We start from the raw sequence: 24,789 nt of genomic DNA on the forward strand, positions 1-24,789 counted from the left end.
CAGCATGAGCATCCGCATCGTCCGCCTCGGCACACCGCGCGCCCCCGACGAGGGCCTTCGCGTCGGCACCGTGCGTCGTCCGCCGCGCGGCGTTCCGAAGACCGAGTTCGCCTCGCAGGACTGGTACGACGTGTGGTACCCGAACCTCGCGCCGTCCGTCGAAGCGATGAAGCAGGCGCAGGAAGCACAGAAGGCGGAATCGCCCACGCAGTGGAACGCCTTCGTGCGCAAGTTCAAGGCCGAGATGGCCGAGCCCGACGCGAGCCGTAGCCTCGACCTGCTGGCCGCGCTGTCGCACGGCGCTTCGCTCTCGGTGGGCTGCTACTGCGAGGAAGAATCGCGCTGCCACCGCTCCGTGCTGCGCAGCCTGCTGGCGGAGCGCGGCGCGAAGATCGTCGACTGATTCCGCTCAGACCATCGGCGCGCCGACGAACACCGGCAGGCGCTCGGCTTGCGCGGAGTACGCGGCCAGCGCCGGGTAGTCGTTCGGCGAGATCGCGTCGGGCGTCATCAACTGCGTGAACGCCCAGGCCACGGCTGTCGAAATGCCGGCCTGCGTCATCGTCTCTTCATTGACCGACAGCGGCTCGGCAGCGAGCTCGCCTTCGAGCGCCGAATACGCAGCGGCGAGCTGGCCCCGCACACGGTCCATCCACGGCTGGTGCAGCTTCTCGGCCGGGCGCAGCTGGCGCTCGTAGACGATCTGCACCGTCTTCTCGCAGGCCGCGAGCGCGAGCCCCGTGAGGCGCAACTCGCGCAGCCGCCGCGCCGGGTCTGAAGGCATCAGGCTGCGCCCGCTGAGCGCCTGGGCGTAGTCGATGATGAGCGTCGAGTCCATCAGCACCGAGCCGTCGTCGCAGACCAGCGTGGGCGCCTTGACCACGGGGTTGATCGCGCGGAACTGCTCGAAGGTGCTGAAGACCGAGATCGAGCGGTGTTCGAAGGAAACGCCGAGCAGGCGCAGCGAGATGGCGGTGCGCCGCACGTAGGGCGAGTCGAGCATGCCGACGAGTTGCATTGGATGGTTTCTCCTGAAGACGGGTCCCACGATACCGGCGGGGCCGCGGATGCCGAATGGCAAGCCATCGAAAATAGCGGCCGCAAACCGATCAACCATCGGCGGCCATTCGCCTGCCCTCTTCCGCCCATGAACATCGACAAGAAAGACCGCCTGATCCTCGAAGCGCTCCAGACCGACGCGCGCCAGAGCCTGGCCGCCATCGGCAAGCGCATCGGCCTGTCACAGCCGGCCATGAGCGAGCGGGTGCGCAAGCTCGAGGAGGCCGGCGTAATCGAGGGCTACGGCGCGCGCGTCAACCTGCGCGCGCTGGGCGTGGGGCTGCAGGCCATCATCCGCATCGACACCACGCATGCGGGCATCGCCAGGTACCTGAAGCTGTTCGAATCGATGCCCGAGGTGCTGAGCGCCGACCGCGTGACCGGCGAAGACTGCTTCTTCGTGCGCTGCGCGATCGCCGAGCCGGCCGACCTGGAGCGCGTGGTGGACGCGCTGGCGGTCGATGGCTCGGTGACCACGTCGCTGGTGCTGTCGAGCCCGGTGAACAAGCGGGTCACCGTGCACGCGGCCAGGCCGCCGAAGAAATAGCAAATGGACGGCAGCCCTCAGCGCTGCGCCTTGTCCTTCTGGTTCTGCGCCTCGATGCGTTCGCGCGCGGCCAGCCAGTCGGCGTCGCTCCACTGGCGCAGTTCGTAGAAGTTGCCGCCGGTGGCCAGTGCGTTGCCGCCGTCCATCATGATGCTCTGGCCGGTGAGCCAGTCGCACTGGCCCGGCGCCATCAGGAAGGAAGCCAGGTTCTGCAGCTCGCTCATGCGGCCGGTGCGCGCCATCGGGTTGTTCTGCTTGCTGCGCGCGCCGGGCTCCTCGCCGGGGTTCAGGCGCTTGCTCATGCCTTCGGTCGGAATCTCGCCGGGGCCGACGGCGTTCAGGCGGATGCCGTGGCGCGCCCATTCGACCGCGAGCGACTTGGTCATGACCTCGATGCCGGCCTTGCTCATGGCCGAGGGCACGACGTAGGGGCTGCCGTTGTCGACCCAGGTGACGATGATGCTCATCACGCTGCGGAAGGCGTCGCCCTGCTTCCATTCGCCCGACTTCGCCTGCGCCACCCAGCGCTTGCCCACCGCCTGCGTCACGTAGAAGCTGCCGTGGAACACGATGTTGGCGATGGCGTCGAAGGCGCGCGGCGAGAGGGCCTCGGTGGGCGAGACGAAGTTGCCCGCCGCGTTGTTCACCAGCCCCGTGAGGCCGCCGCTCTGGAACAGGCTCTCGACCATCTCGTCGACCTGCTGCGCGATGCGGATGTCCACGCCGAAGGTGTCGATGCGCCGCTGCGGGAACTGCTTGCGCCATTCGGCCGCCGTCTCCTCGCAGACCGACTGGCGCCGGCCGCAGATGGCCACGTCGGCGCCGAGGCTCAGGAAGCGCTCGGCCATCGCCCGGCCGAGGCCGGTGCCCCCGCCGGTCACCAGGATGCGCTGGCCGCTCATGAGGGAAGTCTCGAACATGATTCGTCTCCTTGGTCGATGGGAGGCGGCACGCGCCGCCACCGGCACATGCTACGCGCGCAGCGCCTTTGCGGCTTGCGTGAGGTGGCTCCGGCCCTCGGGCGAGAATGCGCGAAACGATTCTTCCGGAGACGACGACCGATGCCGAGCCCCGCCGACGATCAAGCCTTCGCACCGCTGGAGGGCGTTCGCGTCCTCAGCCTCGCGCTGAACCTGCCCGGCCCCGCCGCGCTGCTGCGCTGCCGCCGAATGGGCGCCTCCTGCCTGAAGCTGGAGCCGCCCGGCGGCGATCCGATGGGCCTCTACAACCGCCCCGCCTACACCGCGCTGCACGAGGGCATCGAGATCCGCACCCTCGACCTCAAGACCGAGGCCGGCCAGCAGCAGCTGCACACCGAGCTTGCCTCCACCGACGTGCTGCTCACCTCGTTCCGCCCCTCGGCGCTCGCCAAGCTGAAGCTCGACTGGGCCACGCTGCAGGCGCGCCACCCTTCGCTGTCGCAGGTGGCCATCGTCGGCGCGCCGGGAGAGCGGGCCGAGGAGCCGGGCCACGACCTGACCTACCTTGCCGAAAGCGGCCTCGTCACCGGCACCGAGCTGCCGCCCACCCTCTACGCCGACATGGGCGGCGCCCTGCTCGCGAGCGAGGCGGTGCTCAAGGCCATGCTGCTGCGCTCGCGAAAGGCTGGCGGCGTGCACCTGGAAGTGGCGCTGAACGCGTCGGCCGACTGGCTCGCCCTGCCCCGCACCTGGGGCCTGACCCAGCCTTCGGGCGCGGTCGGCGGCGCGCATGCGGGCTACCGCGTCTATCCCTGCGCCGACGGCCGGGTGGCGGTGGCGGCGCTGGAGCCACATTTCGCGAAGCGGCTGTGCGAAGCCGCGCAGATCGCCTCGCACGACATGCTGGCGCCGGCCACGCGCGAGGCGCTGGCTGCCTGGCTGCTGACGCGCACGCGCGCCGAACTCGATGCGATGAGCCGCGAGCGCGACGTGCCGCTGCTCGCGCTGGCCGATTGAAAAGGCTCAGCGGCCGGGGCCGTCGCGCTGCCGGTCTTCTCGCTTGAGCGCGAGGTAGGTGTCCAGATCGATCTCGTGCAGCTGGCGCGGGTACTGCTCGGCGGCCGCGAACCAGCGCCGCTGGCGGCGCTCGGCCTGGTCCGGCCCCGGCGCCGAGAGGTAGGCGTCGAGCGTCAGGAAGTAGCGCATCGCGTTGCGCTCCACCAGCCCCCGCAGGCCGCGGATGTAGTCGGGCTGGCCCTCGGGCGTCTTGCCGATCACGGTGAAGCCCACCTTGTCGCTGCCGAAAGTCGCCAGATAGGCCATGGTGCCCAGGCGCACCATGGTGTTGTGGTCGTAGCTGTAGCTGAAGTGCAGGAAGCTCTTGCGCTCGTCGAGCGCCACGGCCTCGAGCGTCACGCGGTAGTTGCTGGTGCCCAGCGGGCCGCTTTCGGCGGAAAGCTCCACCAGCAGGTGATCGGGCGAGCTGCTGCTGACCCGGTAGACGAAAGGCAGTTCGAAGGCCTGATCGATCGGCTTGTCGTAGCGGCGCACCACGTAGAGCGTGAGCATCTCGCGCCCCTGCGGGCCGCTGGCGACGCTGCAGCGCCGGTTGTTGACGTGCAGGGTCAGCACCTCGCACCAGTGGGCGGAGCCCTTGAGCGCGGCGCCGATTTCAGCGAGCGGATGCTCGACCACGGCATGGACGTCGCCCTGGAGGCCGTCGGCCGTCTCCATGGAATCGAGCTGCACTGGCCGGCCGAAGCTGCTGCGGTTCAGCTTGTCGCTCAGGCGCTGGTGGGTGGCCCGCAGCGTCTCGGCGGAGGAGTTCTCCGTCGGGGCCGCGAACGAAGACCGCATCGGACAGGCTGCGAACAGCAGCAGCGCCGCCACAGCCAGAGTGCGTGTCCATGGAGCCGGCGGGTGGGGCGAACTGCTCATGGGCCACACCATACAACGGACCGCCCCGCCCTCGCCTTCAGTCGGACAGCGCGGGCTTGCTGCGCCGCACCAACAGCAGCATCGCGCCGGCCAGCAGCAGGGCCCCGGCCCACTGGCGCGGGGTCAGCGCCTGCAAGAACAGCGCCGCGGCCAGCAAGGCCGCCACCAGTGGCTCGATCAGCGTGCCGACCACCGCCGCCGTCGGCGAGAGGCGCCGCGCGCCCCAGGCGAAGGCCAGGTAGGCCACCGAGGTCGTCACCACGCCCGTGTAGCCCACGCCCAGCCACTGCGCGCCGCCGGACGGCCAGGTGATGCCCGAGGGCAGCGCGACGGCCAGCATGCACAGCGCCGCCACCGTCATACCCCAGGCCGAGGCCGTGACCGCCGGCACCCGCGCAGGCATGCGCGCGTTGCCCAGCACCACCATCGCGTAGCAGAAGGCAGAGCCCAGCGACCAGGCCACGCCGGCCGCATGCCCCGGCGCCAGCGGGCCCCATCCTCCCGCGGGCATCACCAGCAGAAGCACGCCCGCCAGCGCGAGCAGCAGGCCCGCGACGAGCCTCGGGCCGAGACGCTCATAGCCGCGCAGCACCGACACCAGCGCGACGATCACCGGCGCACAGCAGATCGAAATGACAGTCGGCAGCGCCGCCCCCAGGTGCACGATGCCGGCGAACCAGCAGCTCACGTTGAGCGCCATCGCAGCGCCCGTGGCCAGCATCTGCAACCGCTCCCGGCCACCGAGATCGGCCCAGCCGTCCCCCGGTATCGCAGGCGCGCGCCAATGTAGCCACCACAGCAGCGGCAGCCCCAGGGCGAACCGCGCCAGCGACAGGCTCTGCGGCGCGATGCCGCCGTCGATCAGGAATTGCGCCACCAGCGCACCGCCGCCCCACAGGGCGCCGGCCAGCAGCACGCCGCCCCAGGCCAGGGCGGCAGACGTTCTTGCGTTCATTGATGAAAGTTCTTTCTCCATGACGCCCGCCATGGCCGATCGCTTCAGGACCGGGGTTCAGGCAGCGGGCGTGACCATCCGAACCGCCGGCCGGCCGAGAAGGCGCGACTGGCGGCAACCGCGTGGGTCTGAGCGCGAGGCGCGCTTCAGCAGCGGACGGCGGACGGGGGAGAAAGAAGATGGCGGGCCATGTCGCGTATCTTATGCGCCCAAGACTTTTTCGAGGAACAGCACATGCCACTCGTGCGAATCGATCTTTCCAGCGACGCCGCCGAAACCCTGGGCCCGGCCATCGGCGACCTGGTCTACCAGGCCATGCGCGACACCATCAACGTGCCGGAGCACGACAAGTTCCAGGTCATCACGCGGCACGCCCCGCACGAGCTGGTGCATCCGGCGAGCTACCTCGGCGTGGCGTATTCGCCGGGCTTCGTGCTGATCCAGATCACGCTGAACCTCGGGCGCACGAAGGAGATGAAGAAGGCCTTCTACAGGCGCGTGGCCGACGACCTGCACGGCCAGCTGGGCATCCGGCGCGAGGACGTGTTCATCAATCTCGTCGAGGTGGCGAAGGAGAACTGGTCCTTCGGCAACGGGGAGATGCAGTACGCATAGCGGCGAGAATCCCGCCGATGAAACGCCAGGGCACGCTCGTTCGATGGGAGAAGGACCGGGGCTTCGGCTTCATTCGCTGTCCCGAAATCTCCGCCGATGTGTTCGTGCACCTGCGCGACTTCGCAGACCGCGGTACCACGCCGCAGGTCGGCATGCGGCTGGATTTCGATGAGATCCACGTGGGCGGCAAGGGGCCGCGCGCGGTGGCGGTTCGGGCAGCGGGTGCTCCGCAGCAGCGTCCGCAAGGGCGCGTGAAGCAACAGCAGCGCCGCCCTGCCCCTTCTTCTTCAGCTTTTTCTTCACCTTCGTCATCACTGCCGATGGCGCTGCTGCTCGTCGGCTATGCGGCGCTGCTCGGCTACGGCGTATGGACCGGCCGGATCCCGCCGATCGCCCTTGGCGTGTTGCTGCTGCTGAGCCTGTCGGCGCTCTTCATCTATGGCGTCGACAAGAGCGCGGCCCAGGCGGGCCGGTGGCGCACTGCGGAAAGCACGCTGCACCTGCTCTCGCTGGCCGGTGGCTGGCCGGGCGCGTGGATCGCGCAGCGGCTGTTCCGCCACAAGGTGAGCAAGAAGAGCTTCATGGCCGTCTACTGGGCCACGGTGCTGGCCCACGTGGCGGCTGTCGGCGCCTGGGTGGGCCGGCTCGTGCCGGCCCTTTGACGGAGTCCGAAGCCGCTCAGCGCGGCTTGCGGATGCTGCCGCGCACCGGGCCTGCGGGCTTGCGCCCAGCGGAACCCGTGCCCGAACCGTTGTCGCGCGGTGGCAGGCCGGTGTGCTGCGTGAGGATGCGGCCCTTGGAGGGCTTCACCGGTGCCAGCTTGACCGGCGCGGCCTTGGCAGTGGCCGGAGCCGCCGTCGAGTTCTTGCGGCGCGCGCTGGTGTAGCCGCCGTCGGTCAGCGGCTGCCACGTCGGAATGAGGTGGTGCTTGCCGTTGCCGATCAGATCGGCGCGGCCCATGCTCTTGAGGGCCTCGCGCAGCAGCGGCCAGTTGTTGGCGTCGTGGTAGCGCAGGAAGGCCTTGTGCAGGCGGCGGCGCTTGTCGCCGCGCACGATGTCCACCGTCTCGCTCTCGCGCGTGATCTTGCGCAGCGGGTTGCGGTTGGAGTGATACATCGCGGTCGCGGTGGCCATCGGGCTCGGGTAGAAGGTCTGCACTTGGTCGGCACGGAAGCCGTTCTTCTTGAGCCAGATCGCGAGGTTCATCATGTCCTCGTCACTGGTGCCCGGATGCGCGGCGATGAAGTACGGAATGAGGTACTGCTTCTTGCCAGCCTCGGCCGAGTACTTCTCGAACATCTGCTTGAACTTGTCGTAGCTGCCGATGCCGGGCTTCATCATCTTCGTGAGCGGGCCCTGCTCGGTGTGCTCGGGCGCGATCTTGAGATAGCCGCCGACGTGGTGCTGCACCAGTTCCTTCACGTACTCGGGCGACTGCACGGCCAGGTCGTAGCGCAGGCCGGAGCCGATCAGGATCTTCTTGATGCCCTTGAGCGCGCGCGCCCGGCGGTAGATCTTGATGAGCGGGTCGTGGCTGGTGCTGAGGTTCTGGCAGATGCCCGGGTACACGCAGCTGGGCTTGCGGCAGGCGGCCTCGATCTCGGGCGACTTGCAGCCGATGCGGTACATGTTGGCCGTGGGGCCGCCTAGGTCGGAGATGGTGCCGGTGAAGCCCTTCACCGAGTCGCGGATGGCCTCGACCTCCTTGATGATCGAGTCTTCCGAGCGGCTCTGGATGATGCGGCCCTCGTGCTCGGTGATGGAGCAGAAGGTGCAGCCGCCGAAGCAGCCGCGCATGATGTTCACGCTGAAGCGGATCATTTCCCACGCCGGGATCTTCGTCGCGCCGTCGTGGCTGCCGTTCTCGTCGGCGTAGCGCGGATGCGGGCTGCGCGCGTACGGCAGGTCGAAGACGTGGTCCATCTCGGCCGTGGTGAGGGGAATGGGCGGCGGGTTGATCCACACGTCGCGCGCCGTGGTGCCCTCGCCGTGCGCCTGCACCAGCGCGCGGGCGTTGCCGGGGTTGGTCTCCAAGTGCAGCACGCGGTTGGCGTGCGCATAGAGCACCGGGTCGCTGCGCACCTGCTCGTATGAAGGCAGGCGGATCACCGAGCGCTCGCGCGGCGGCACCTTGGTCTTGCCCTTGCCCTGCAGCGCGGGGTTGGGCACGAAGTTCAGCGGCTTGATGGCGGGGTTGACCACGGAACCGGCAGCCGAGCCGGCAGCCTCAGCCGCCTTCGCGACGGCTTCGGCCTCATCTTCCTTCGCGCAGGTCGCGCCGTTGGCCTTGGCCTGGTCAGACACCATGAGGTACGGGTTGACGTGCGCCTCGACGCGGCCGGGCTCGTCGACGCTGGTGGAATCGATCTCGAACCAGCCTTCAGGCGTCTCGCGCCGCACGAAGGCGGTGCCGCGCACGTCGGTGATCTGCTGGACCGGCTCCTTGGCGGCGAGGCGGTGCGCGATCTCGACGATGGCGCGCTCGGCGTTGCCGTACAGCAGCAGGTCGCACTTGGCGTCGACCACGACGGAGCGGCGCACCTTGTCCGACCAGTAGTCGTAGTGGGCGATGCGGCGCAGCGAGCCTTCGATGCCGCCGAGGATGATCGGCACGTCGTTCCAGGCTTCCTTGCAGCGCTGCGAATACACGATGGCCGCGCGGTCGGGGCGAGCGCCGCCGACGTCGCCGGGGGTGTAGGCATCGTCGCTGCGGATCTTCCGGTCGGCCGTGTAGCGGTTGATCATCGAATCCATGTTGCCGGCGGTGACGCCGAAGAACAGGTTCGGCTTGCCCAGCGCCATGAAGGGCTCGGCGCTCTGCCAGTCGGGCTGCGCGATGATGCCCACGCGAAAGCCCTGCGCCTCCAGCATGCGGCCGATGACCGACATGCCGAAGCTGGGATGGTCGACGTAGGCGTCGCCCGTGACGACGATGATGTCGCAGCTGTCCCAGCCGAGCGCTTCCATCTCCTTGCGCGAGGTCGGCAGGAATTTCGCCGTGCCGAAACGGGCCGCCCAGTACTTGCGGTAGCTGGTCAGCGGCTTGGCGGCACGCGCGAAAAAGGAGACGTCGACGGGAGCGTTCATCGGTGGGAGTTGACAGCGCCGCGGAGCGCCGTTGTGGGCAACCCTCGATTTTAGGGTTTTCCACCATGCCTGTCGCCCCGACCGAGGTGTGACCGGACTTTCCCGAAGGACTCATGCCGGGCCAATTTGATTGCCAAAGTCAAACAACTTAATGACAATGGCAACCATGTCCACGACTTCGCTTCCCATCGATACCGCCGCCGTCAAGGCGATCCGCCAATTCAACCGCTTCTACACCCGCCGCATCGGCGCCCTCGATCCCTACCTGGGCAGCGCGATGTCGCTGACCGACGTGCGCGTTCTCTACGAGCTGGCGCACCGCGAGGTACCCGTTGCGAGCGAGATCGGGCGCGACCTCGGGTTCGACGCCGGCTACCTCAGCCGCATCCTGCGCCGCTTCGAGAACGAAGGCTGGCTGGTGCGCGAGCCCCATCCGCGCGACGCACGCCAGAGCGTGCTGCGCCTGACCGAGGCGGGCCATGCCGCTTTCGCGCCGCTGCAGCAGAAGTCGCGCGAAGAGGCGGCCGCCCTGCTCGCCTCGCTGGCGCCCGCCCAGCGCCAGCAGCTGGTGCACGCCATGGGCACGGTGCAGTCGCTGCTCGATCCCCAGGCGCCGCCGGAGCGGCCTCAAGCCGCCATCCTGCGCGAGCCCGGCCCCGGCGACATCGGCTGGGTGGTGCAGCAGCACGGCGAGATCTACGCGCGAGAGTACGGCTGGAACAGCACCTTCGAGGCGCTCGTCGCGAACATCGCAGGCGAGTTCCTGCTCAAGTTCCAGCCCGAATGGGAGCGCTGCTGGATCGCCGAGCTCAACGGCGAACGGGTCGGCTCGATCTTCGTGGTGCGCAAGTCGGCCACGGTGGCGCAGTTGCGCCTGTTGATCCTCACGCCCGGCGCGCGCGGGCTGGGGCTGGGCGGCAAGCTGGTGGACGAATGCATCGCCTTCGCACGCCTGAAGGGCTACCGCAAGATGGTGCTGTGGACCAACAGCTGCCTGACGGCCGCCCGCGGCATCTACGCCAGCCGCGGCTTCCAGCTCACAGGTTCCGAGCCGCACGAAGGCTACGGCACGCCGCTCGTGGGCGAGACCTGGGAGCTGAAGCTCTAGTCTTGGCCGGGCCGGATTTGCTCCTTCCCCCTCTGGGGGAAGGTTGGGATGGGGGCAGACAGCTTTCGATAGATGCGCCGCTTGCCCCCACCCCGGCCCTCCCCCAGAGGGGGAGGGAGAAGGCTCACTGCATGAACCAACCGTGGCTCACCACCAGCGACTGCCCGGTCAGCGCATTCGTCGGGAACCCCGCGAACAGCAGCGCCACACGCGCCACGTCCTCCGTGGTCGTGAACTCGCCGTCGACCGTCTCCTTCAGCATCACGTTCTTGATGACTTCCTGCTCGGTGATGCCCAGCGTCTTCGCCTGTTCGGGAATCTGCTTCTCCACGAGCGGCGTGCGCACGAAGCCCGGGCAGATCACGTTGGCGCGCACGCCGTGCTTGGCACCTTCCTTCGCGACCGTCTTGGCCAGGCCGATGAGGCCATGCTTGGCCGTCACGTAGGGCGCCTTCAGCAGCGAGGCCTCCTTGGAGTGCACCGAGCCCATGTAGATCACGCTGCCGCCGCGGCCCTGCGCGTACATGTGCTTCAGGCAGGCCTTGGTGGTGAGGAAGGCGCCGTCGAGGTGGATGGCGAGCATCTTCTTCCAGTCGGCGAAGCTGAATTCCTCCACCGGATGCACGATCTGGATGCCCGCGTTGCTGATCAGGATGTCGATGCCGCCGAAGGCCGCCGCGCCCTCTTCCACCGAGGCGTTGACCTGGTCTTCGTTCGTCACGTCCACGCCCACGCCGATGGCCTGCGCGCCCGTGGCCTTGAGTTCGGCCGCGGTGGCGTCGGCCGCTTCCTTGTTCAGGTCGGCAATGATGATCTTGGCGCCTTCCTGCGCGAACAGGATGGCGATTTCCTGGCCGATGCCGCTGGCCGAGCCGGTGATGTAGGCGACCTTGTCCTTGAGTTGCATGGTGATTTCCTTGACGGTTGGGGTTGGAAAGCCGACGACCTGAGGCCGCCAGCAAGAATCAGGCGAGATAGTCGTGCTCGACGGTGCCGAGCGCGAGCGTCATGTCGGCGATATAGTGCACCGCCGACTCCACCTTGCGCACCGGCAGGTCGGCAACCGGCGCGAGCGCATGTGGATGCAGTTCGAGCGAGCCCGGCCCGCCCCATGCGCCGTGCAGCGTCACGTCGACCATGTGATAGCGCACCAGCTCGCAGATGCGGGCCGTGCCGTCGACGTGCGGAATGATCTTCAGCAGGAAATTCGGCTGCGCGATGCCCGCGAGGATGGGCGCAGGGTCGAGCGTGCGGTGCTTGAAGCCCATCGTGGCCTTGGCGATGCGCACCTTGCCATAGTCGAGCGTACCGACCACCACGTCGGTCTCGTAGTCGAGCACCGGCGAGGCGAGCTTCTTCGGAAAGCCCCAGAGCTCGCGCCCGCCGGCGATGGGCGGATGGTCGTTCAGGTACATCGCATGCACGTAGGAGCCCTTCTCCACGCCCTTGTCGGTGCGCAGCTGCACCGGAACGACCTGGCCCGACTCGGTGTAGTCGCCGAAGCCGGTGGAATCGGGCATGCGGATGAACTCGTACTTCACCAGCGGCTCGACCACCTCGAGCGGCTCCGGTACCACCGCGCGCAGGGCCTCGATGTCGGTGCGGTACGTGATGATCAGGAATTCGCGCCTGATGAAGCGGTAAGGGCCTGGCGGAAAGGCGGGGCTGGTCAGCGGCATCGCGAATGCCGTTCGTCGCACGTCTTCAATGTTCATGATGCAGACATTTCCTCCTGGTGAAGCTGAAGCGGTGAAGTGACGGCCCAGTCTCGCGCTGGTTTCTTAGCCGGGGCTGAATCGACCGTCGCCCAGGCAGCTCATCGAGAAAGCCCGGGCCGCTTGACGCGCCCCGAGCCGTGCTCGCCGAGGTCGAAGGTGGTCACGCCGTTCACGGTGGCATCGGCGCGCAGCGTCTCGGGATGGGCCAGCGTCACGCGCATGTCGCGCGCGCCGGCCTCCCAATGCTCTTCGACCGCGGCGCGCGAGAACTCGTAGTCCTTCGATTCCAGCTCGTAGGGCTTGTCGCGGTAGATCAGGTGGAAGATGTCGATGGGCTCGTGCGTGAGCTGCGACTGCACCGCGTGCACGCTAGGGTCGTTGCGCAGGTGGGCCGGCAGCTTGGAGATCAGGTCCGCAATGGCCTGCTGCAGGTTCATGTTGGCGGCCAGCGCGTCGGTGTTCATGCGCGTGCGGCTCGAGTAGGTGATGTCCTTCTGCCGCTCCATCACGCCGGCCATGTTGCGCGGCATCTCGCCGCGCGCGTTGAACAGGTCGACCTGCAGCACCACCAGCGGCTCGTTGCGCGGATGCGTGTCGAGCACGTACTGCAGCGGCGTGTTCGAGACGATGCCGCCGTCCCAGTAGTCGTCGCCGTCGATGCTCACCGGCGCGAAGCCCGGCGGCAGCGCGCCGCTGGCCATGATGTGCTCGGGCCCGATGCGCTGGCGCGTGTTGTCGAAGTACACCGAGTTGCCGGTGCGCACATTCACCGCGCCCACGCTGAAGCGGGCCTCGCAGGCGTTGATGCGGTCGAAGTCGACGAGCCGCTCCAGCGTCGACTTCAGCGGCGAGGTGTCGTAGTAGCTCAGCAGCGGCGCCGCGCCGCCCATCAGGAAGGCCGGCGAATAGCGCGGCTCGAAGAAGCCCGGAATGCCCACCAGCGAGGCCATGGTGGCGCTGTACTGGTTCTGCGTGGCCCGGTCTCCGAGCCACGAGGGCAAGCGCTGCGAAGGCCCGGAAGACACCAGGTGCCAGAACTCGCGAAGCCGATCGACCCGCTTTTCCTGCGCATTGCCCGCGATCAGCGCGGCGTTGATGGCGCCGATGGAGACGCCGGCGATCCAGTGCGGCTGCAGTTCGGTCTCGCTGAGCGCGGCGTACACGCCGGCCTGGTAGGCGCCGAGCGCGCCCCCGCCCTGCAGCACCAGCGCCTTGCGGGCGGTGCGCATGTCCTCGCGGCGCGAGGCGAACGGGTCGAGGGGCTTGGAGGCGGCACGGGTTTTCTTCTTCGGTGGTGTCGTCGTCATGCGTTCATTTGACACCAGCCCCGCGACGCCAAGCTGACCAGGGGCTGTTGCCCCTGGAACGGCTTCACATCTTCGGCAGCATCTGCCCCCGGATCTCGCCGCCGGGGTTGGCGGCCGTGTGGATGTTGGCGTACCACTTGCCCGCCGACAGGTCCGCGGCCTGCGCCGGCGTGAGCGTGGCCTGCCCCTCGATCGGGCTCGCCGGATTGGCGAAGGGCAGCACCACACCCGCATTGGCGCCCGCGGCCGCCGGGCCGTGGAAGTGCGCCATGGTCGCCGGGCCGCTCAGCCCCGTGTAGGTGATCTTGTACTTGAGCACATTGGTGTCGCGGTCGAGCCAGGCCTCGGCCATGCCGCTGCCGCGCGTCATGTTCGGCGGGACTTCGCTCGCCGCATTCATTGCGCCGCTGAAGCTCGCAACGTTCGACTTCGACATCATTCCGCAGCCGGCCAGCGCGGCACCGGCAACGCCGGCGACGAGGGCCGCACGCAAAAGAGCGCCATATTGGGTCATGAGCTTTATCTCCTGGTTGTGAAGGCGACCAAAGCATAGGCAACTGCACGGGCTCCGTCCTGTCGGCCATCGCCCCGACTTGGGCCCGAGCGCACAACCTGAAAGAGAATGTGTCGATGACCTCCCCCGCCTCCACAGCCCTCTCCAACACGCTCCCCACGGCCCGCGAAGTGGTCGATTTCTGGCGCGAGGCCGGCCCCGAGCGCTGGTTCGCCAAGAACGACGCCTTCGACGACGCCTTCATCTCCCGCTTCTCGGATGCCCACCAGGCCGCCGCCCGCGGCGAACTCGACCGCTGGGCCGCCGACGGCCAGGGCGCATTGGCGCTGCTGGTGCTGCTCGACCAGTTCCCGCGCAACGCCTGGCGCGGCAATCCGCACATGCTGGCCACCGACGGAAAGGCACTGGCCGTGGCAAAGCAGGCCATCGAGGCGGGCTTCGACCGGCAGTGCGAGCCCACGCTGCAACGTTTCTTCTACCTGCCCTTCATGCACTCCGAGGTGCTGGCCGAGCAGGAGCGCTCGGTGGAGCTCAACGCCGCGCTCGACGACAACACCCAGCGCTATGCCGTGCTGCACCGCGACATCGTCGCGCGCTTCGGCCGCTTTCCGCACCGCAACAGGATGCTGGGGCGCACCAGCACGGCGGAGGAACAGAAGTTCCTGGACGAAGGCGGCTTCGCGGGCTGAAGCGCGAGGCGGCGCCGCTCAGTCGTCGTTGTGCGGCAGCGGCGCCTCGCGCGTGGGCGACGGGTTCAGCTCGGCGATGCCCTTGGTGTCCTTCATCGAGCCGTAGGTGCGCGCGTAGACCCAGGTGAACTCCGCGCCCAGCAGGAAGATCTGCGCCGAGTAGTACACCCACACCAGCACCACCACCAGCGAGCCCGCCGCACCATAGCCCGAGGCCACGCTGCTCTTGCCGATGTACAGGCCGATCAGGTGCTTGCCCACGGTGAAGAGCAGCGCCGTCACCGCCGCACCCACCCACACGTCGCGCCACTGCACCTTCACGCGCGGCATGATCTTGTAGATCATCGCGAAGATCACCGTCACCATCGCGAAGCTGAAGACGAAGTTGACGACCTGCGCCGTCGTCTCCCAGGCACCGAACACCGGCGACCACCACTTGCCCAGCGCCGCGAGCGCCGCGCTCGCCACCAGCGACACCATCAGCAGGAAGCCGATGCCCATGATCATGCTGAACGACAGCAGCCGCACGCGCAGCATGTTGAACAGCCCCTTGGTGTTGGTACGGGCCGGCGCGCGCCAGATGCGGTCGAGCGCGTCCTGCAGCTCGCCGAACACGGTGGTGGCGCCCACCACCAGCAGCCCGATGCCGACCACGGTGGCCACGATGCCCTCGGTCGGCTTGTTCACGGCCTTGAGCATGCCCTGCACCGCGGCCGCGCCCTGCTCGCCCATCAGGCCCGAGAGCTGCGCGAAGATCTCGCCACGCGCGGCCTCCTGGCCGAACACCAGGCCCGCCACCGCGATCACGATCAGCAGCAGCGGCGCGATCGAGAACACCGTGTAGTAGGCCAGCGCGGCGCCCATGCTCGGGGCGTAGTCGTTGGACCACGAGTTGAAGGCCCGGCGGCAGAGATCGAAGAGCGCGCGCAGTTGCGTGACCATGCTGGAATGTCCTCCTTGGAACCCTTGAAGCGGCAGGGCACCGCCGTGTCGCGGCGGCGCCCTGCATGTCGAATGCCTGCCTACGATAATCGCTCGACATGCAACCGTCTCCCCCCGCAGCCCATCCCCAGTCGCCGCGCGACCTTTTTGTTTCGTTCACCTGGCTCGCGCTGCAGGGCTTCGGCGGAGTCCTCGCCATCGTCCAGCGCGAGATGGTCGAGAAGAAGAAATGGCTCACGCCCGAGCAGTTCCTGGAAGACTGGGCCGTGGCGCAGGTGATGCCGGGGCCCAACGTGATCAACCTCGCGCTGATGATCGGCGACCGCTACTTCGGCCTGCGCGGCGCGCTGGCGGCGGTGGCGGGCATGCTGACCATCCCGCTGGTCGTGATCCTCGCGCTGGCCGTGCTGTACGCGCACTACGCCGGCAATCCGCAGGTGGCGGCCGCGCTGCGGGGCATGGGGGCGGTGTCGGGCGGGCTCATCGCCGCCACGGGCGTCAAGCTGGTGCCCCAGCTGCGCAAGCACCCCCTGGGCTTCGCGACCTGCCTGGTCATCATGGCGCTGGTGTTCGCGGCCATCGCGGTGCTGAAGATTCCGCTGGGCTGGGTGCTGCTGGTGGTCGGCGGCGTGGCCTGCGTCTGGACCTGGAAGAGGATCGCCCCATGACCATCGCCATGCAATGGCACGACTGGCTGGCCCTCTTCGGCCAGTACATGCTGCTGTCGCTCCTGTCGATCAGCGGCGCCATCACCACGGTGCCCGACATGCACCGGTACCTGGTCACGCAGCACGGCTGGCTCACCGACGCGCAGTTCAGCTCCTCGGTCGCCATCGCGCAGGCCGCCCCCGGGCCCAACGTGCTGTTCGTGGCGCTGATGGGCTGGAACGTGGGGCTCAACGCGGGCGGCGGCATCGGCGCCGGGCCGCACGCCTGGGTGCTGGGCCTCTTCGGACTGCTGGTCACGATGCTGGGCATCATGCTGCCGAGCACCACCCTCACCTACTTCGCCACCCGCTGGGGCCACCGCAACCGCACGCGCCGCGAGGTCCGAGCCTTCAAGCAGGGCATGGCGCCCGTGGTGGTGGGCCTGCTGATCGCCACCGGCTGGGTGCTGGCGGCGGGAAACCATGCCGGCGATGCGCCCGCGTGGCACCTGTGGCTGCTGACCGGCGCCGCCGCGCTTATCGTCTGGCGCACGCGCATCCACCTGCTCTGGCTGCTCGGCGCCGGCGCGGTGCTGGGCGCCGTGGGCTTCGTCTGATCTTTTCCATCCTCTTCAACAGGAACACATCGACATGTCGCAACTTCGCCCGCTCGGCCGCTCCGGCCTTCAGGTTTCCCCGCTCGCCTTCGGCGGCAACGTGTTCGGCTGGACCGTCGACGAGGCGGCCTCGTTCAAGCTGCTCGATGCCTGGCTGGATGCGGGCTTCAACTTCGTCGACACCGCCGACGTGTATTCGGCATGGGTGCCGGGCCACACCGGCGGCGAGTCGGAGACCATCATCGGCAAGTGGCTCAAGCAAAGCGGCAAGCGCAACCGCGTGGTGCTGGCCACCAAGGTCGGCAAGCCGATGGGCGAAGGCAAGGTGGGCCTCGCGCCCAAGTACATCCGCGAAGCCGTGGAGGCCTCGCTCAAGCGCCTGCAGACGGACTACATCGACCTCTACCAGTCGCATGACGACGATGCCAACACCCCGCTGGAAGAAACGCTGGGCGCCTTCGACAAGCTGATCAAGGAAGGCAAGGTGCGCGCGATCGGCGCATCGAACTACACCGCGCCGCGCCTGGCCGAGGCGCTCGACGTGTCGGAGCGCCTGGGCATCGCCCGCTACGAGAGCCTGCAGCCGCTGTACAACCTCTACGACCGCGCGGTGTTCGAAGACGCGCTGGAGCCGCTGTGCATCAAGCGCGAAGTGGGCGTGATCAACTTCTACGCGCTGGCCGCCGGCTTCCTCACGGGCAAGTACCGCACCGAGGCCGATGCCGCCAAGAGCCCGCGCGGCGCCAACACCACCAAGAAGTACCTCAACGAGCGCGGCCTGCGCATCCTCGATGCGCTCGACAAGGTGGCCCAGCAGTACAACGCCAAGCCGGGCCAGGTCGCCATCGCATGGCAGATCGCGCGCCCCGGCGTGACGGCACCGATCGCCAGCGCGACCTCCATCGCGCAGCTCGAGGAGCTCGTGGTCGCCACCCAGCTGAAGCTGGACGCGGGCACCATCGAGATGCTGAACCGCGCCAGCGCCGAGACGGCGAAGCCCGCAGCCTGATCCGATGGGCACCTTCGACGCCATCGCCGCCCCTACGCTGGAGCACTTCGCCGACCTGCGCATCCAGGTCGGCGTGCCGCAGGTGCTGGGCAGCAGTCCGCGCGGGCTGCGCCGCGTGGTGCCGATCCTCAGCGGCGAGGCCATCGGCCACGGCTGGCGCGCGCGCGTGCTGCCGGGCGGCAGCGACTTCCAGCTGATCGTGAGCGACACGCTCTCCGAGCTCGATGCGCGCTACGGCCTCGAGACCGACGCGGGCGACCTGATCTACGTGCACAACAGCGCGATGCGCAGCGCCTCGCCCGAGGTGATGGCCAGGCTGCTGCGTGGCGAGCCGGTCGATCCCTCGCAGGTGTACTTCCGCTGCAGCCCGCGCTTCGAGACCGCATCGGCGTCGCTGAAGTGGATCAACGAGCGTATGTTCACCGGGGCCGGCATGCGACATCCGGCCGAGGTGGTGATGCGCTTCTTCGCGCTGAACTGACCGGCCTATCCGTCGACCGGGTTCAACGGCGTGGCAAGGATGCGCTGGTAGAAGGCCACGTCCAGCCAGCGCCCGAACTTGAAGCCCGCCTGTCGCACCGTGCCCGAGTGCTCGAACCCCAGGCGCTCGTGCAGCGCGATGCTGCCGGCGTTGGCCGCGTCGATGGCGCCGACCATCACGTGCACGTCGCGCTTCACGGCCTCCTCGACGATCGCTTCCATCAGCGTGCGGCCCAGGCCCTCGCCGCGGTGTGCGCTGTCGACGTAGACCGAGTGCTCCACCGTGTACTTGTAGGCGGGAAAGGCGCGGAATGTGCCGTAGCTCGCGAAGCCCAGCAGCTTGCCGTTTTCGTCCTCTGCGCCGATCACCGGGAAGCCGTTGGCGCGCTTGGTGGCGAACCAAGTGGCCATGTTCTCGGCGGTGCGCGGCTTGTAGTCGTACAGCGCGGTGGAGGTGACGATGGCCTCGTTCAGGATGGCCAGGATCGCGGCCGAGTGGGCTTCTTCCGTGCAGGAGATGAGACGCATGGTGCAGTTCCTCGTTCGGGTTTCGTCGAAATTTCGTTCAATATAGGAGAATAATAATCTCATATGAGAAACGATTCATCTCCTGCCGACGTTTCGAGCCAGAACATCGACATGCTCATCGCCACCCAGCTGCTGGCGTTGCGGCAGGCGCAGGGCCTGAGCCTCGCGGAGCTGGCCGAGCGCTCTGGCGTGAGCAAGGCCATGATTTCCAAGGTGGAGCGCGCCCAGAGCAGCCCCACGGCCGTGCTGCTGGGAAAGCTGGCAGCCGGGCTCGGCGTGCCGCTGGCGCAGCTGCTGACCGAGGAGAAATTGCAGCCGAAGCGACTGCGCAAGCACGCCGAGCAGGAGGTCTGGCGCGACCCGCAGGCCGGCTACCTGCGGCGCCAGGTCGCCGAGCGCCACGCGGGCAGCGGCGTCGAGATGGTCGAAATCGAACTGCCGCGCGAGGCGCAGGTCGATTACCCGCGCTGGAGCGGCAAGCCGTATCGGCAATGCCTCTGGATGCTCGAAGGCGAGCTGCGGGTGGACTACGGAGACGAGCGTTTCGAACTCGCGCCGGGCGACTGTCTCGACTTCGGCGTCGACCGGCCCCTGGTCTTCAAGGCGCTGGGGCGCGGCGCCTGCCGCTACCTGCTGGTGGCAAGCCCGGAGTAGGCAGCGCGCGAAAACGTCGTACCCCGTCGTACCCGGCGGGTAGGCAAGCTCCCACATGCACATCCGGCGCGCACCGGTGCTGCTGGCGGCGCCGCCCGCAATACTGCAAGGCATTCAGACTTCCGGAGGAACGACGATGTCTTTCGTGCTCTACATGATCGGTTTCCTGATTTTCCTGGGCGGCATTGCCTGGGGCGCATCGGTGGCGGGCGTGCCCACGCTCTACATCGGCATCGGTGCGGTGATCCTGCTGGGTATCGGCATCTTCAGCGCGGTGGGCCGCACGCGCGGCAAGGACCCCTCCTGAGTTCACGCGGGCTTCACGCCGCCCGCACAGAGGGTCGCTAACTTCGCAGCGCGCATCGCGACAGGCGGTGCGCGTTGCTTCAAGTCAGCGGCCCCATGCATACATCTTCTCCAACCTTCTTTTCCCCGCTTCTTCCCTCCGCATCTTCGGCGGCGCCCGCGCCGGCCTCTGCTGCCGGCAACGGCATGGGCCATATCAAGGTCGACCTGCTCGTCGTCGGTGCCAGCTTCGCGGGCCTTGCCTGCGCCCGCGCCGCGGCGCTTGCGGGCCTCAGCGTGATGGTGCTGGAGAAGAAGACCGCCGCCGGCGCCAAGCTGCACACCACCGGCATCATCGTCAAGGACGCGGTCGACAGCGTTCCCTGGCTGGCCGAAGTGCCGCCCGCACTGGTGCGCCGCATCGAGGGCGTGAGGCTCTATGCCCCCGACATGCATCACGTGGACCTGCACGCGCCCGGCTACTGGTTCTGGGCCACCGACGCGCCCGCCCTGCTCGACTGGATGGTGGATTCGGCACGCGCCTGCGGCGTCGACGTGCGGCTGGGCATGCTCTTCGAGCAGGCGCTGTGGCTCGACGGCCGCTGGGAAGTGCCGCTGACGCACGGCCCGTGCATCACCGCCACCTACCTCGTGGGCGCCGACGGTCCGCATTCGCGCGTCGCCAAGGCGCTGGGCCTGTCGCGCAACACGCGCTTTCTGTACGGCGTGGAGCACGAATACCAGGGCGCAAGGATGGCACCCGATCTCCTGCACTGCTTCATCGACCGCAAGCTCGCGCCCGGCTATATCGGCTGGGCGCTCGAGGGCGTGGGCGTGAGCCAGATCGGGCTGGCGCGGCGCATGGTGCACGACGACGCGGGCGCGCTGAGGCTCGAGCCGTTGCTGCGCAAGATAGCCCCGGTGGTCACACCCGGCGATGCGCCGCCCGTCGCGGTGCGTGCGGGCATGATCCCCTGCGGCGGCGTGCTGCCGGTGGTGGCACGCGAACGGGCGCTGCTGGTGGGCGATGCAGCGGGCATGGTTTCGCCGGTGACCGCCGGCGGCATCCACACGGCTCTTCTGCACGGCCAGGGCGCGGGCGAGGCCGTGGCGCGATTCGTCCGCGGCGAGGCCGGCGACCCGGCCACGTGGTTCGTGCGCGGCTATCCCCGCTTCAGGCTCAAGCGCGCGCTACGCTGGGCCTTCGACCATTTCCAGAACGACTGGATGTTCAATCGCCTGCTGGGCACGCCGCCGATGCGGCGCATGGCGGAACTCGTCTACTTCCACCGCAAGGGTGGATCGCTGCCGAGAGGCTAGCTAGGCGCTGCGCTGCCGCATCGCCTCGTAGAGGCACACGCCGCTGGCCACCGAGACATTCAGGCTCTCGACCGCGCCGGCCATCGGGATGCTCACCAGCTCGTCGCAGGTCTTTCGCGTGAGCTGCCGCATGCCCTCGCCCTCCGCCCCCAGCACCAGCGCCAGCGGGCGCTTGAAGTCGCTCTGGTAGATGGTGCCCGGCGCGTCGTCGCTGGTGCCCACGCACCAGATGTTGCGCTCCTTGAGTTCATTCAACGTGCGCGCGAGATTGGTGACCATGAAGTACGGCACCGTCTCGGCCGCGCCGCTCGCCACCTTGGCGACGGTGGCGTTGATGCCCGCCGCGTGGTCCTTGGGGGCGATGACCGCGTGCGCGCCCGCACCGTCGGCCACGCGCAGGCAAGCACCGAGGTTGTGCGGATCGGTCACGCCGTCGAGCACCAGCAGCAGCGGCACGGTGCCGGCCTCTTCGAGGCCTTCGAGCAGTTCGTCGAGGGAACGGACCTGGGCCACGGGCTCGACGCGCGCCACCACGCCCTGGTGGCCGTGGCTGCCGCTGAGCTTGGAAAGCCGGGCGCCGTCGGCCTCGATGAGCCGCACGCCGGTTTCCTGCGCGCGCGCGAGGAACTGTTTCATGCGCGCATCGCGACGGCTGGCGTCGAACAGCACCTCGAGCACCGACTTGGGCGCGGTCTTGAGGCGCACGCCCACGGCATGGAAGCCGAAGATCACTTTGGGGGAAGACATCCGTCGATTATCCCCGCCCCCTTGGGGCCGGCCGCCCAGCCCCTTTCGCTCAGGCGATCGGCAGGCCGCTGAGCGCGCGGGTGCGCTCGTCGTGCAGCTCCTGCACCGCCAGCGCGCTCGGATGAACCTTCGCGGCGTTGCCCACGCTCTCCAGGTACTGGCAGGCCGCGTGACCCTGGGCGGCCTTTTCATAGCGCGCGATCCAGGCATCGCGTGCGGGCAGCTTGTCGGGCGAGACCGGCCACACGCCGGGCCGGGGCCGCATGTGGTCGCCGATGCCGATGCGCCAGGGCTTGGCGCTCACGCGGGCGCGAAAGCAGTTCTGGTTGCGGCACATGCGCGCGTAGACCTTGTCGACGCCCAGTGCCTGGAAGCACTCGGCCACTGCGGCATCGGCCGCGTTGAAGACGTCGTGCATCGCCAGCAGGCGAAAGCCTGCCGGCGTGCGGTAGATGCGCAGGTGCCAGTCGGGATGCTGCTGCATGAAGCGCGCGATGCGCTCCGCGGCTCGCTTCTCGGGCGCGGGGTTGCCGCTGTGCTCGCCGCGCTTCTTGCGCTGGCCGATGACCCAGGCCACGGCGAAGACCACGATGCCCGCGATCAGCCCGCCCAGCCAGGTCCTGGCGGCCCAGCCGCCGACCACGCCTGCGATCAGCGCCGGCACCAGCGCGAAGCCGAACACGCTGCCGCGCAGGGGCTCCTCGAAATCGATGTCGACGAACAGCACGTCGGGCGTGTTGAGGCAGCGCGCGCCGTAGGTGTTGCGGGTGATGACGGCGTCGCCCTGGCGCTCGACGATTTCCTCGCGGATCGGCACGCCCTCGGCGCCGTTGTAGGGCATCTTGCGCTCGCGGCGTTCGAGCTGCTCGCCCTTGTGGGCGATGCGGTCGAAGGCCTCCCGCGTGCGCTGGTCGGCGTGCGCCTGCGCGGCAACCGGGCTCTCGTCGGACCAGCCGAAACGGCGCACGGTGATCTGCTTGCCGGCCACGCGCTCCTGGACGCGGCCTTCGGCCCAGAACTGGGGAACGATCATCGTCTCAGACCTTTCCGCCGAACAGCAGCCAGACCATGACCGCCGCGAGCAGGATGATCAGGACCGGCAGCCACTTGTAGCCGGCGCCCTGCACGCGACCGGGCTCGACCATCGGGCGCCGGGGCATGTGCTGGGTGAGCGGGCCGAAGCTGCCGAGCGCGGGGTCGTCATGGTTGTCGACCAGCCGCTTGGCGGCCGACAGGCTCAGTCCGGTGGCTTCGCGCGTGAGGCGGATGGCCTCGATCTTGTTGCCCTGCGCCAGGGCCGCGAGCGCGATGGACGGCATCGACGCGAAACCGCGGTCCTGCATGGCCGCGGTGGGGACGCCGCGGCCGCCGCCGTTGTCGTCCTCTCCCCTTTCGAGCCGGTCGGCATACCGGTCCACAGCTTCCTTGGCCGACTTGAGGTCCACGCCCGTGCGGCTGCGCACGATCTTGATGGCCTCGATCATCCTGCCGCGCTGCAGCGCCAGGACGGCGTCGGGCGGAAGCTCCTCCATGAATATCTCCTCGAAAGTGGCGGGCGCCTTATTTATGTTTCATAGCTTATTGCGCTTGTCAGGCGGGCGCCAGAGCCACTTTTTCATTAAGGGCGACGCGCCCGGCCTCGATGGTGATACGTCGTTCGCAACGCGCCGCGATGCCTCGGTCGTGGGTGACGAGCACGAGCGTGGTGCCCAGCTCGCGGTTCAGGTCGAACATCAGCTGCATGACCTGCTCGCCGGTGGCGAAGTCGAGGCTGCCGGTGGGCTCGTCGGCCAGCAGCAGCGCCGGCTGGACGACGAAGGCTCGGGCCAGCGCCACGCGCTGCTGCTCGCCGCCGGAGAGCACCTTCGGGTAGTGGCCCAGGCGCTGGCCGAGGCCGACGCGGCCGAGCATTTCGGTGGCGGCCTTGCGGGCGTCCTTGCGGTTGGCCAGCTCCAGCGGGAGCATCACGTTCTCGAGAGCGCTCAGGTTGCCCAGCAGCTGGAAACTCTGGAAAACGAAACCCACGCGCTGGGCGCGGACGGCGGCGCGCTCGTCCTCGTCGATGGCGAAGATGTCCTGCCCCGCGAGCTTCACCGTGCCGCGCGTGGGCGTATCCAGCCCGGCAATGATCGACAGCAGCGTGCTCTTGCCCGAGCCCGAGGCGCCGACGATGGCGGCGGTTTCCCGCGCGCCGAGGGTGAAATCGATGTCCTGCAGAATGTCCAGCGTACCTGTCGAATCGGTGACGGACTTGAACACATGCTCGACGGCGACAATGGCATCAGACGGGGGTTGGGACATGGAAAGGCTCTGGTTTTGAATCGACGTGACTTTATCTTGACCACCACCGCGCTCGGCAGCGCGGGGCTATGGACGACCGCGGCACAGGCCCAGGCACAGACTTCGTCGTCTTCGGGCAAGCCGGTGATCCTGGTGCTCGGCGATTCGCTGAGCGCAGAGTACGGCCTCAAGCGCGGCGAAGGCTGGGTACCCTTGCTCGAAAAAAGGCTTGCGCAGCAGAAGGTCGCGGCCACGGTGGTCAACGCCAGCATCAGCGGCGACACCAGCTCCGGCGGGCGCGCCCGCTTCGCGCCGCTGCTCGCGCAGCACAAGCCCAGCCTCGTGGTGCTCGAACTCGGTGCAAACGACGCCCTGCGTGGCCTGCCGCTCGCGGACACCGAGAACAACCTGATGCAGATCACCAAGGCCGCCCAGGCCGCGGGTGCGAAGGTGCTGGTCGTCGGCATCCAGGTGCCGCCCAACTACGGCGGCGACTACACGCGGCGCTTCGAGGCGGTTTTCTCCAAGGTGGCCGAGGCGACCAGGTCCGGCCTCGTGCCGTTCCTGCTCAAGGGCGTGGCCGACGCGCCCGATGCGCTCTCGCTGTTCCAGGCCGACCGCATCCACCCGACGGCGGCCGCGCAGCCGCGGCTGCTCGACAACGTCTGGCCCGAACTGCGCAAGCTGCTGCCCAAGCAATGAAAAAAAGCCGCCGCAGGCACGGGCCTGTGAACTGACCCCAAGAAGTTGGACAGTTAGAAGCTAATGGCACAAGGCCTGAGTTCGGTACTGTACTGGGCTCAGGCCTTTGAGTTTGAGCTTG

31 protein-coding genes are annotated in these 24,789 nt (G+C 68.4%); 15 read left to right on the forward strand and 16 right to left on the reverse strand.

The window, feature by feature from the left end:
- Positions 1–4 precede the first annotated feature (4 nt).
- Entirely contained in the window at positions 5–403 is a 399-nt protein-coding gene (locus FHT32_RS33720; protein ID WP_176668892.1) for a DUF488 domain-containing protein, read from the forward strand.
- Positions 404–409: 6 nt separating this feature from the next.
- Here the strand turns inward: FHT32_RS33720 and FHT32_RS33725 are convergent, their stop codons facing one another.
- A complete protein-coding gene (locus tag FHT32_RS33725) occupies positions 410–1,018 on the reverse strand; it encodes a glutathione S-transferase (protein ID WP_176668893.1) in 609 nt (202 codons plus the stop codon).
- A 129-nt stretch (positions 1,019–1,147) separates the two neighbouring features.
- On the opposite strand from FHT32_RS33725, the gene FHT32_RS33730 reads away from it, so the two are divergent.
- A complete protein-coding gene (locus FHT32_RS33730) occupies positions 1,148–1,606 on the forward strand; it encodes an Lrp/AsnC family transcriptional regulator (RefSeq protein WP_176668894.1) in 459 nt (152 codons plus the stop codon).
- Positions 1,607–1,623: 17 nt separating this feature from the next.
- On the opposite strand, the gene FHT32_RS33735 is transcribed toward FHT32_RS33730, so the two are convergent.
- Positions 1,624–2,526, reverse strand: a complete 903-nt coding sequence (locus FHT32_RS33735; RefSeq protein WP_176668895.1) for an SDR family oxidoreductase — start codon at positions 2,524–2,526, stop codon at positions 1,624–1,626.
- Positions 2,527–2,667: 141 nt separating this feature from the next.
- Between FHT32_RS33735 and FHT32_RS33740 the strand changes: the two genes are divergently transcribed.
- Complete coding sequence (locus FHT32_RS33740; RefSeq protein ID WP_176668896.1) at positions 2,668–3,543, forward strand: CoA transferase; 876 nt, start codon at positions 2,668–2,670, stop codon at positions 3,541–3,543.
- 6 nt (positions 3,544–3,549) lie between these two features.
- On the opposite strand, the gene FHT32_RS33745 is transcribed toward FHT32_RS33740, so the two are convergent.
- A complete protein-coding gene (locus tag FHT32_RS33745) occupies positions 3,550–4,464 on the reverse strand; it encodes a hypothetical protein (protein WP_176668897.1) in 915 nt (304 codons plus the stop codon).
- A 37-nt stretch (positions 4,465–4,501) separates the two neighbouring features.
- Positions 4,502–5,419, reverse strand: coding sequence for a DMT family transporter (locus FHT32_RS33750; RefSeq protein ID WP_176668898.1), 918 nt, complete (start codon positions 5,417–5,419; stop codon positions 4,502–4,504).
- A 234-nt stretch (positions 5,420–5,653) separates the two neighbouring features.
- Here FHT32_RS33750 and FHT32_RS33755 point away from each other — a divergent pair, with 234 nt between their 5' ends.
- A complete protein-coding gene (locus tag FHT32_RS33755) occupies positions 5,654–6,034 on the forward strand; it encodes a tautomerase family protein (protein ID WP_176668899.1) in 381 nt (126 codons plus the stop codon).
- A gap of 17 nt (positions 6,035–6,051) precedes the next feature.
- The gene (locus FHT32_RS33760; RefSeq protein ID WP_176668900.1) at positions 6,052–6,696 is read left to right on the forward strand and encodes a cold shock and DUF1294 domain-containing protein; all 645 of its coding nucleotides are present in this window, start codon (positions 6,052–6,054) and stop codon (positions 6,694–6,696) included.
- 16 nt (positions 6,697–6,712) lie between these two features.
- On the opposite strand, the gene FHT32_RS33765 is transcribed toward FHT32_RS33760, so the two are convergent.
- Positions 6,713–9,121: a YgiQ family radical SAM protein gene (locus FHT32_RS33765; RefSeq protein WP_176668901.1), complete on the reverse strand. Its 2,409-nt coding sequence runs from the start codon at positions 9,119–9,121 to the stop codon at positions 6,713–6,715.
- 157 nt (positions 9,122–9,278) lie between these two features.
- Between FHT32_RS33765 and FHT32_RS33770 the strand changes: the two genes are divergently transcribed.
- Positions 9,279–10,229, forward strand: coding sequence for a helix-turn-helix domain-containing GNAT family N-acetyltransferase (locus tag FHT32_RS33770; protein WP_176668902.1), 951 nt, complete (start codon positions 9,279–9,281; stop codon positions 10,227–10,229).
- A 124-nt stretch (positions 10,230–10,353) separates the two neighbouring features.
- On the opposite strand, the gene FHT32_RS33775 is transcribed toward FHT32_RS33770, so the two are convergent.
- The 4 genes from FHT32_RS33775 to FHT32_RS33790 all read right to left on the reverse strand — a co-directional run bounded on the left by FHT32_RS33775 (position 10,354) and on the right by FHT32_RS33790 (position 13,768).
- A complete protein-coding gene (locus FHT32_RS33775; protein ID WP_176668903.1) occupies positions 10,354–11,136 on the reverse strand; it encodes a 3-hydroxybutyrate dehydrogenase in 783 nt (260 codons plus the stop codon).
- A 58-nt stretch (positions 11,137–11,194) separates the two neighbouring features.
- Positions 11,195–11,944 (reverse strand): acetoacetate decarboxylase, encoded by a 750-nt coding sequence (locus FHT32_RS33780; RefSeq protein ID WP_176668904.1) that lies wholly within the window; start codon positions 11,942–11,944, stop codon positions 11,195–11,197.
- Positions 11,945–12,045: 101 nt separating this feature from the next.
- Entirely contained in the window at positions 12,046–13,176 is a 1,131-nt protein-coding gene (locus tag FHT32_RS33785; protein ID WP_176668921.1) for a patatin-like phospholipase family protein, read from the reverse strand.
- Positions 13,177–13,318: 142 nt separating this feature from the next.
- Positions 13,319–13,768, reverse strand: coding sequence for a CHRD domain-containing protein (locus tag FHT32_RS33790; RefSeq protein WP_176668905.1), 450 nt, complete (start codon positions 13,766–13,768; stop codon positions 13,319–13,321).
- A 116-nt stretch (positions 13,769–13,884) separates the two neighbouring features.
- On the opposite strand from FHT32_RS33790, the gene FHT32_RS33795 reads away from it, so the two are divergent.
- On the forward strand, positions 13,885–14,457 hold the full coding sequence (locus FHT32_RS33795; RefSeq protein WP_176668906.1) for a DUF924 family protein: 573 nt from the start codon (positions 13,885–13,887) through the stop codon (positions 14,455–14,457).
- 18 nt (positions 14,458–14,475) lie between these two features.
- Here the strand turns inward: FHT32_RS33795 and FHT32_RS33800 are convergent, their stop codons facing one another.
- Positions 14,476–15,399: a YihY/virulence factor BrkB family protein gene (locus tag FHT32_RS33800; RefSeq protein WP_176668907.1), complete on the reverse strand. Its 924-nt coding sequence runs from the start codon at positions 15,397–15,399 to the stop codon at positions 14,476–14,478.
- A 98-nt stretch (positions 15,400–15,497) separates the two neighbouring features.
- Here FHT32_RS33800 and FHT32_RS33805 point away from each other — a divergent pair, with 98 nt between their 5' ends.
- Genes FHT32_RS33805 through FHT32_RS33820 form a run of 4 tightly spaced genes read left to right on the forward strand, consistent with a single transcriptional unit; the run spans position 15,498 to position 18,153 of the window.
- Entirely contained in the window at positions 15,498–16,067 is a 570-nt protein-coding gene (locus FHT32_RS33805) for a chromate transporter (protein WP_176668908.1), read from the forward strand.
- Positions 16,064–16,663, forward strand: a complete 600-nt coding sequence (locus FHT32_RS33810; RefSeq protein ID WP_176668909.1) for a chromate transporter — start codon at positions 16,064–16,066, stop codon at positions 16,661–16,663. The genes FHT32_RS33805 and FHT32_RS33810 overlap by 4 nt, the downstream gene beginning before the upstream one ends.
- Before the next feature lie 34 nt (positions 16,664–16,697).
- The gene (locus FHT32_RS33815) at positions 16,698–17,672 is read left to right on the forward strand and encodes an aldo/keto reductase (RefSeq protein WP_176668910.1); all 975 of its coding nucleotides are present in this window, start codon (positions 16,698–16,700) and stop codon (positions 17,670–17,672) included.
- A gap of 4 nt (positions 17,673–17,676) precedes the next feature.
- A complete protein-coding gene (locus FHT32_RS33820; protein ID WP_176668911.1) occupies positions 17,677–18,153 on the forward strand; it encodes a DUF3237 domain-containing protein in 477 nt (158 codons plus the stop codon).
- Positions 18,154–18,158: 5 nt separating this feature from the next.
- Here FHT32_RS33820 and FHT32_RS33825 read toward each other — a convergent pair whose 3' ends face one another.
- Positions 18,159–18,680: a GNAT family N-acetyltransferase gene (locus tag FHT32_RS33825; RefSeq protein WP_176668912.1), complete on the reverse strand. Its 522-nt coding sequence runs from the start codon at positions 18,678–18,680 to the stop codon at positions 18,159–18,161.
- Between the two features lie 63 nt (positions 18,681–18,743).
- On the opposite strand from FHT32_RS33825, the gene FHT32_RS33830 reads away from it, so the two are divergent.
- From FHT32_RS33830 to FHT32_RS33840, 3 genes are all read left to right on the forward strand, one after another.
- Positions 18,744–19,334: a helix-turn-helix domain-containing protein gene (locus FHT32_RS33830; protein WP_176668913.1), complete on the forward strand. Its 591-nt coding sequence runs from the start codon at positions 18,744–18,746 to the stop codon at positions 19,332–19,334.
- A 136-nt stretch (positions 19,335–19,470) separates the two neighbouring features.
- Positions 19,471–19,641: a hypothetical protein gene (locus FHT32_RS33835; protein ID WP_176668914.1), complete on the forward strand. Its 171-nt coding sequence runs from the start codon at positions 19,471–19,473 to the stop codon at positions 19,639–19,641.
- A 185-nt stretch (positions 19,642–19,826) separates the two neighbouring features.
- Positions 19,827–20,939, forward strand: a complete 1,113-nt coding sequence (locus FHT32_RS33840; RefSeq protein WP_256099273.1) for an NAD(P)/FAD-dependent oxidoreductase — start codon at positions 19,827–19,829, stop codon at positions 20,937–20,939.
- Here FHT32_RS33840 and rlmB read toward each other — a convergent pair whose 3' ends face one another.
- Genes rlmB through FHT32_RS33860 form a run of 4 tightly spaced genes read right to left on the reverse strand, consistent with a single transcriptional unit; the run spans position 20,940 to position 23,987 of the window.
- Entirely contained in the window at positions 20,940–21,686 is a 747-nt protein-coding gene (gene rlmB, locus FHT32_RS33845) for a 23S rRNA (guanosine(2251)-2'-O)-methyltransferase RlmB (protein ID WP_176668916.1), read from the reverse strand. It abuts the gene before it with no gap.
- Between the two features lie 49 nt (positions 21,687–21,735).
- The gene (locus FHT32_RS33850) at positions 21,736–22,719 is read right to left on the reverse strand and encodes a hypothetical protein (RefSeq protein ID WP_176668917.1); all 984 of its coding nucleotides are present in this window, start codon (positions 22,717–22,719) and stop codon (positions 21,736–21,738) included.
- Positions 22,720–22,723: 4 nt separating this feature from the next.
- Positions 22,724–23,218: a hypothetical protein gene (locus FHT32_RS33855; RefSeq protein ID WP_176668918.1), complete on the reverse strand. Its 495-nt coding sequence runs from the start codon at positions 23,216–23,218 to the stop codon at positions 22,724–22,726.
- Positions 23,219–23,276: 58 nt separating this feature from the next.
- Positions 23,277–23,987: an ABC transporter ATP-binding protein gene (locus FHT32_RS33860; RefSeq protein ID WP_176668919.1), complete on the reverse strand. Its 711-nt coding sequence runs from the start codon at positions 23,985–23,987 to the stop codon at positions 23,277–23,279.
- Positions 23,988–24,023: 36 nt separating this feature from the next.
- Here FHT32_RS33860 and FHT32_RS33865 point away from each other — a divergent pair, with 36 nt between their 5' ends.
- Complete coding sequence (locus FHT32_RS33865; RefSeq protein ID WP_176668920.1) at positions 24,024–24,668, forward strand: arylesterase; 645 nt, start codon at positions 24,024–24,026, stop codon at positions 24,666–24,668.
- Between the two features lie 60 nt (positions 24,669–24,728).
- On the opposite strand, the gene FHT32_RS35540 is transcribed toward FHT32_RS33865, so the two are convergent.
- Positions 24,729–24,789: IS3 family transposase (locus tag FHT32_RS35540; RefSeq protein ID WP_371132171.1), on the reverse strand; the 61-nt coding region annotated here is incomplete at its 5' end.

Origin of the sequence: Variovorax sp. SG517 (genome assembly GCF_013376045.1) — a bacterium.
Taxonomy (GTDB): Bacteria; Pseudomonadota; Gammaproteobacteria; order Burkholderiales; family Burkholderiaceae_C; genus Variovorax.

Coding starts and splice junctions, on each gene's coding strand:
- FHT32_RS33720 (WP_176668892.1), top strand. CDS start 5: ATGAGCATCCGCATCGTCCGCCTCGGCACACCGCGCGCCCCCGACGAG.
- FHT32_RS33725 (WP_176668893.1), bottom strand. CDS start 1,018: ATGCAACTCGTCGGCATGCTCGACTCGCCCTACGTGCGGCGCACCGCC.
- FHT32_RS33730 (WP_176668894.1), top strand. CDS start 1,148: ATGAACATCGACAAGAAAGACCGCCTGATCCTCGAAGCGCTCCAGACC.
- FHT32_RS33735 (WP_176668895.1), bottom strand. CDS start 2,526: ATGTTCGAGACTTCCCTCATGAGCGGCCAGCGCATCCTGGTGACCGGC.
- FHT32_RS33740 (WP_176668896.1), top strand. CDS start 2,668: ATGCCGAGCCCCGCCGACGATCAAGCCTTCGCACCGCTGGAGGGCGTT.
- FHT32_RS33745 (WP_176668897.1), bottom strand. CDS start 4,464: ATGAGCAGTTCGCCCCACCCGCCGGCTCCATGGACACGCACTCTGGCT.
- FHT32_RS33750 (WP_176668898.1), bottom strand. CDS start 5,419: ATGAACGCAAGAACGTCTGCCGCCCTGGCCTGGGGCGGCGTGCTGCTG.
- FHT32_RS33755 (WP_176668899.1), top strand. CDS start 5,654: ATGCCACTCGTGCGAATCGATCTTTCCAGCGACGCCGCCGAAACCCTG.
- FHT32_RS33760 (WP_176668900.1), top strand. CDS start 6,052: ATGAAACGCCAGGGCACGCTCGTTCGATGGGAGAAGGACCGGGGCTTC.
- FHT32_RS33765 (WP_176668901.1), bottom strand. CDS start 9,121: ATGAACGCTCCCGTCGACGTCTCCTTTTTCGCGCGTGCCGCCAAGCCG.
- FHT32_RS33770 (WP_176668902.1), top strand. CDS start 9,279: ATGGCAACCATGTCCACGACTTCGCTTCCCATCGATACCGCCGCCGTC.
- FHT32_RS33775 (WP_176668903.1), bottom strand. CDS start 11,136: ATGCAACTCAAGGACAAGGTCGCCTACATCACCGGCTCGGCCAGCGGC.
- FHT32_RS33780 (WP_176668904.1), bottom strand. CDS start 11,944: ATGAACATTGAAGACGTGCGACGAACGGCATTCGCGATGCCGCTGACC.
- FHT32_RS33785 (WP_176668921.1), bottom strand. CDS start 13,176: ATGCGCACCGCCCGCAAGGCGCTGGTGCTGCAGGGCGGGGGCGCGCTC.
- FHT32_RS33790 (WP_176668905.1), bottom strand. CDS start 13,768: ATGACCCAATATGGCGCTCTTTTGCGTGCGGCCCTCGTCGCCGGCGTT.
- FHT32_RS33795 (WP_176668906.1), top strand. CDS start 13,885: ATGACCTCCCCCGCCTCCACAGCCCTCTCCAACACGCTCCCCACGGCC.
- FHT32_RS33800 (WP_176668907.1), bottom strand. CDS start 15,399: ATGGTCACGCAACTGCGCGCGCTCTTCGATCTCTGCCGCCGGGCCTTC.
- FHT32_RS33805 (WP_176668908.1), top strand. CDS start 15,498: ATGCAACCGTCTCCCCCCGCAGCCCATCCCCAGTCGCCGCGCGACCTT.
- FHT32_RS33810 (WP_176668909.1), top strand. CDS start 16,064: ATGACCATCGCCATGCAATGGCACGACTGGCTGGCCCTCTTCGGCCAG.
- FHT32_RS33815 (WP_176668910.1), top strand. CDS start 16,698: ATGTCGCAACTTCGCCCGCTCGGCCGCTCCGGCCTTCAGGTTTCCCCG.
- FHT32_RS33820 (WP_176668911.1), top strand. CDS start 17,677: ATGGGCACCTTCGACGCCATCGCCGCCCCTACGCTGGAGCACTTCGCC.
- FHT32_RS33825 (WP_176668912.1), bottom strand. CDS start 18,680: ATGCGTCTCATCTCCTGCACGGAAGAAGCCCACTCGGCCGCGATCCTG.
- FHT32_RS33830 (WP_176668913.1), top strand. CDS start 18,744: ATGAGAAACGATTCATCTCCTGCCGACGTTTCGAGCCAGAACATCGAC.
- FHT32_RS33835 (WP_176668914.1), top strand. CDS start 19,471: ATGTCTTTCGTGCTCTACATGATCGGTTTCCTGATTTTCCTGGGCGGC.
- FHT32_RS33840 (WP_256099273.1), top strand. CDS start 19,827: ATGGGCCATATCAAGGTCGACCTGCTCGTCGTCGGTGCCAGCTTCGCG.
- rlmB (WP_176668916.1), bottom strand. CDS start 21,686: ATGTCTTCCCCCAAAGTGATCTTCGGCTTCCATGCCGTGGGCGTGCGC.
- FHT32_RS33850 (WP_176668917.1), bottom strand. CDS start 22,719: ATGATCGTTCCCCAGTTCTGGGCCGAAGGCCGCGTCCAGGAGCGCGTG.
- FHT32_RS33855 (WP_176668918.1), bottom strand. CDS start 23,218: ATGGAGGAGCTTCCGCCCGACGCCGTCCTGGCGCTGCAGCGCGGCAGG.
- FHT32_RS33860 (WP_176668919.1), bottom strand. CDS start 23,987: ATGTCCCAACCCCCGTCTGATGCCATTGTCGCCGTCGAGCATGTGTTC.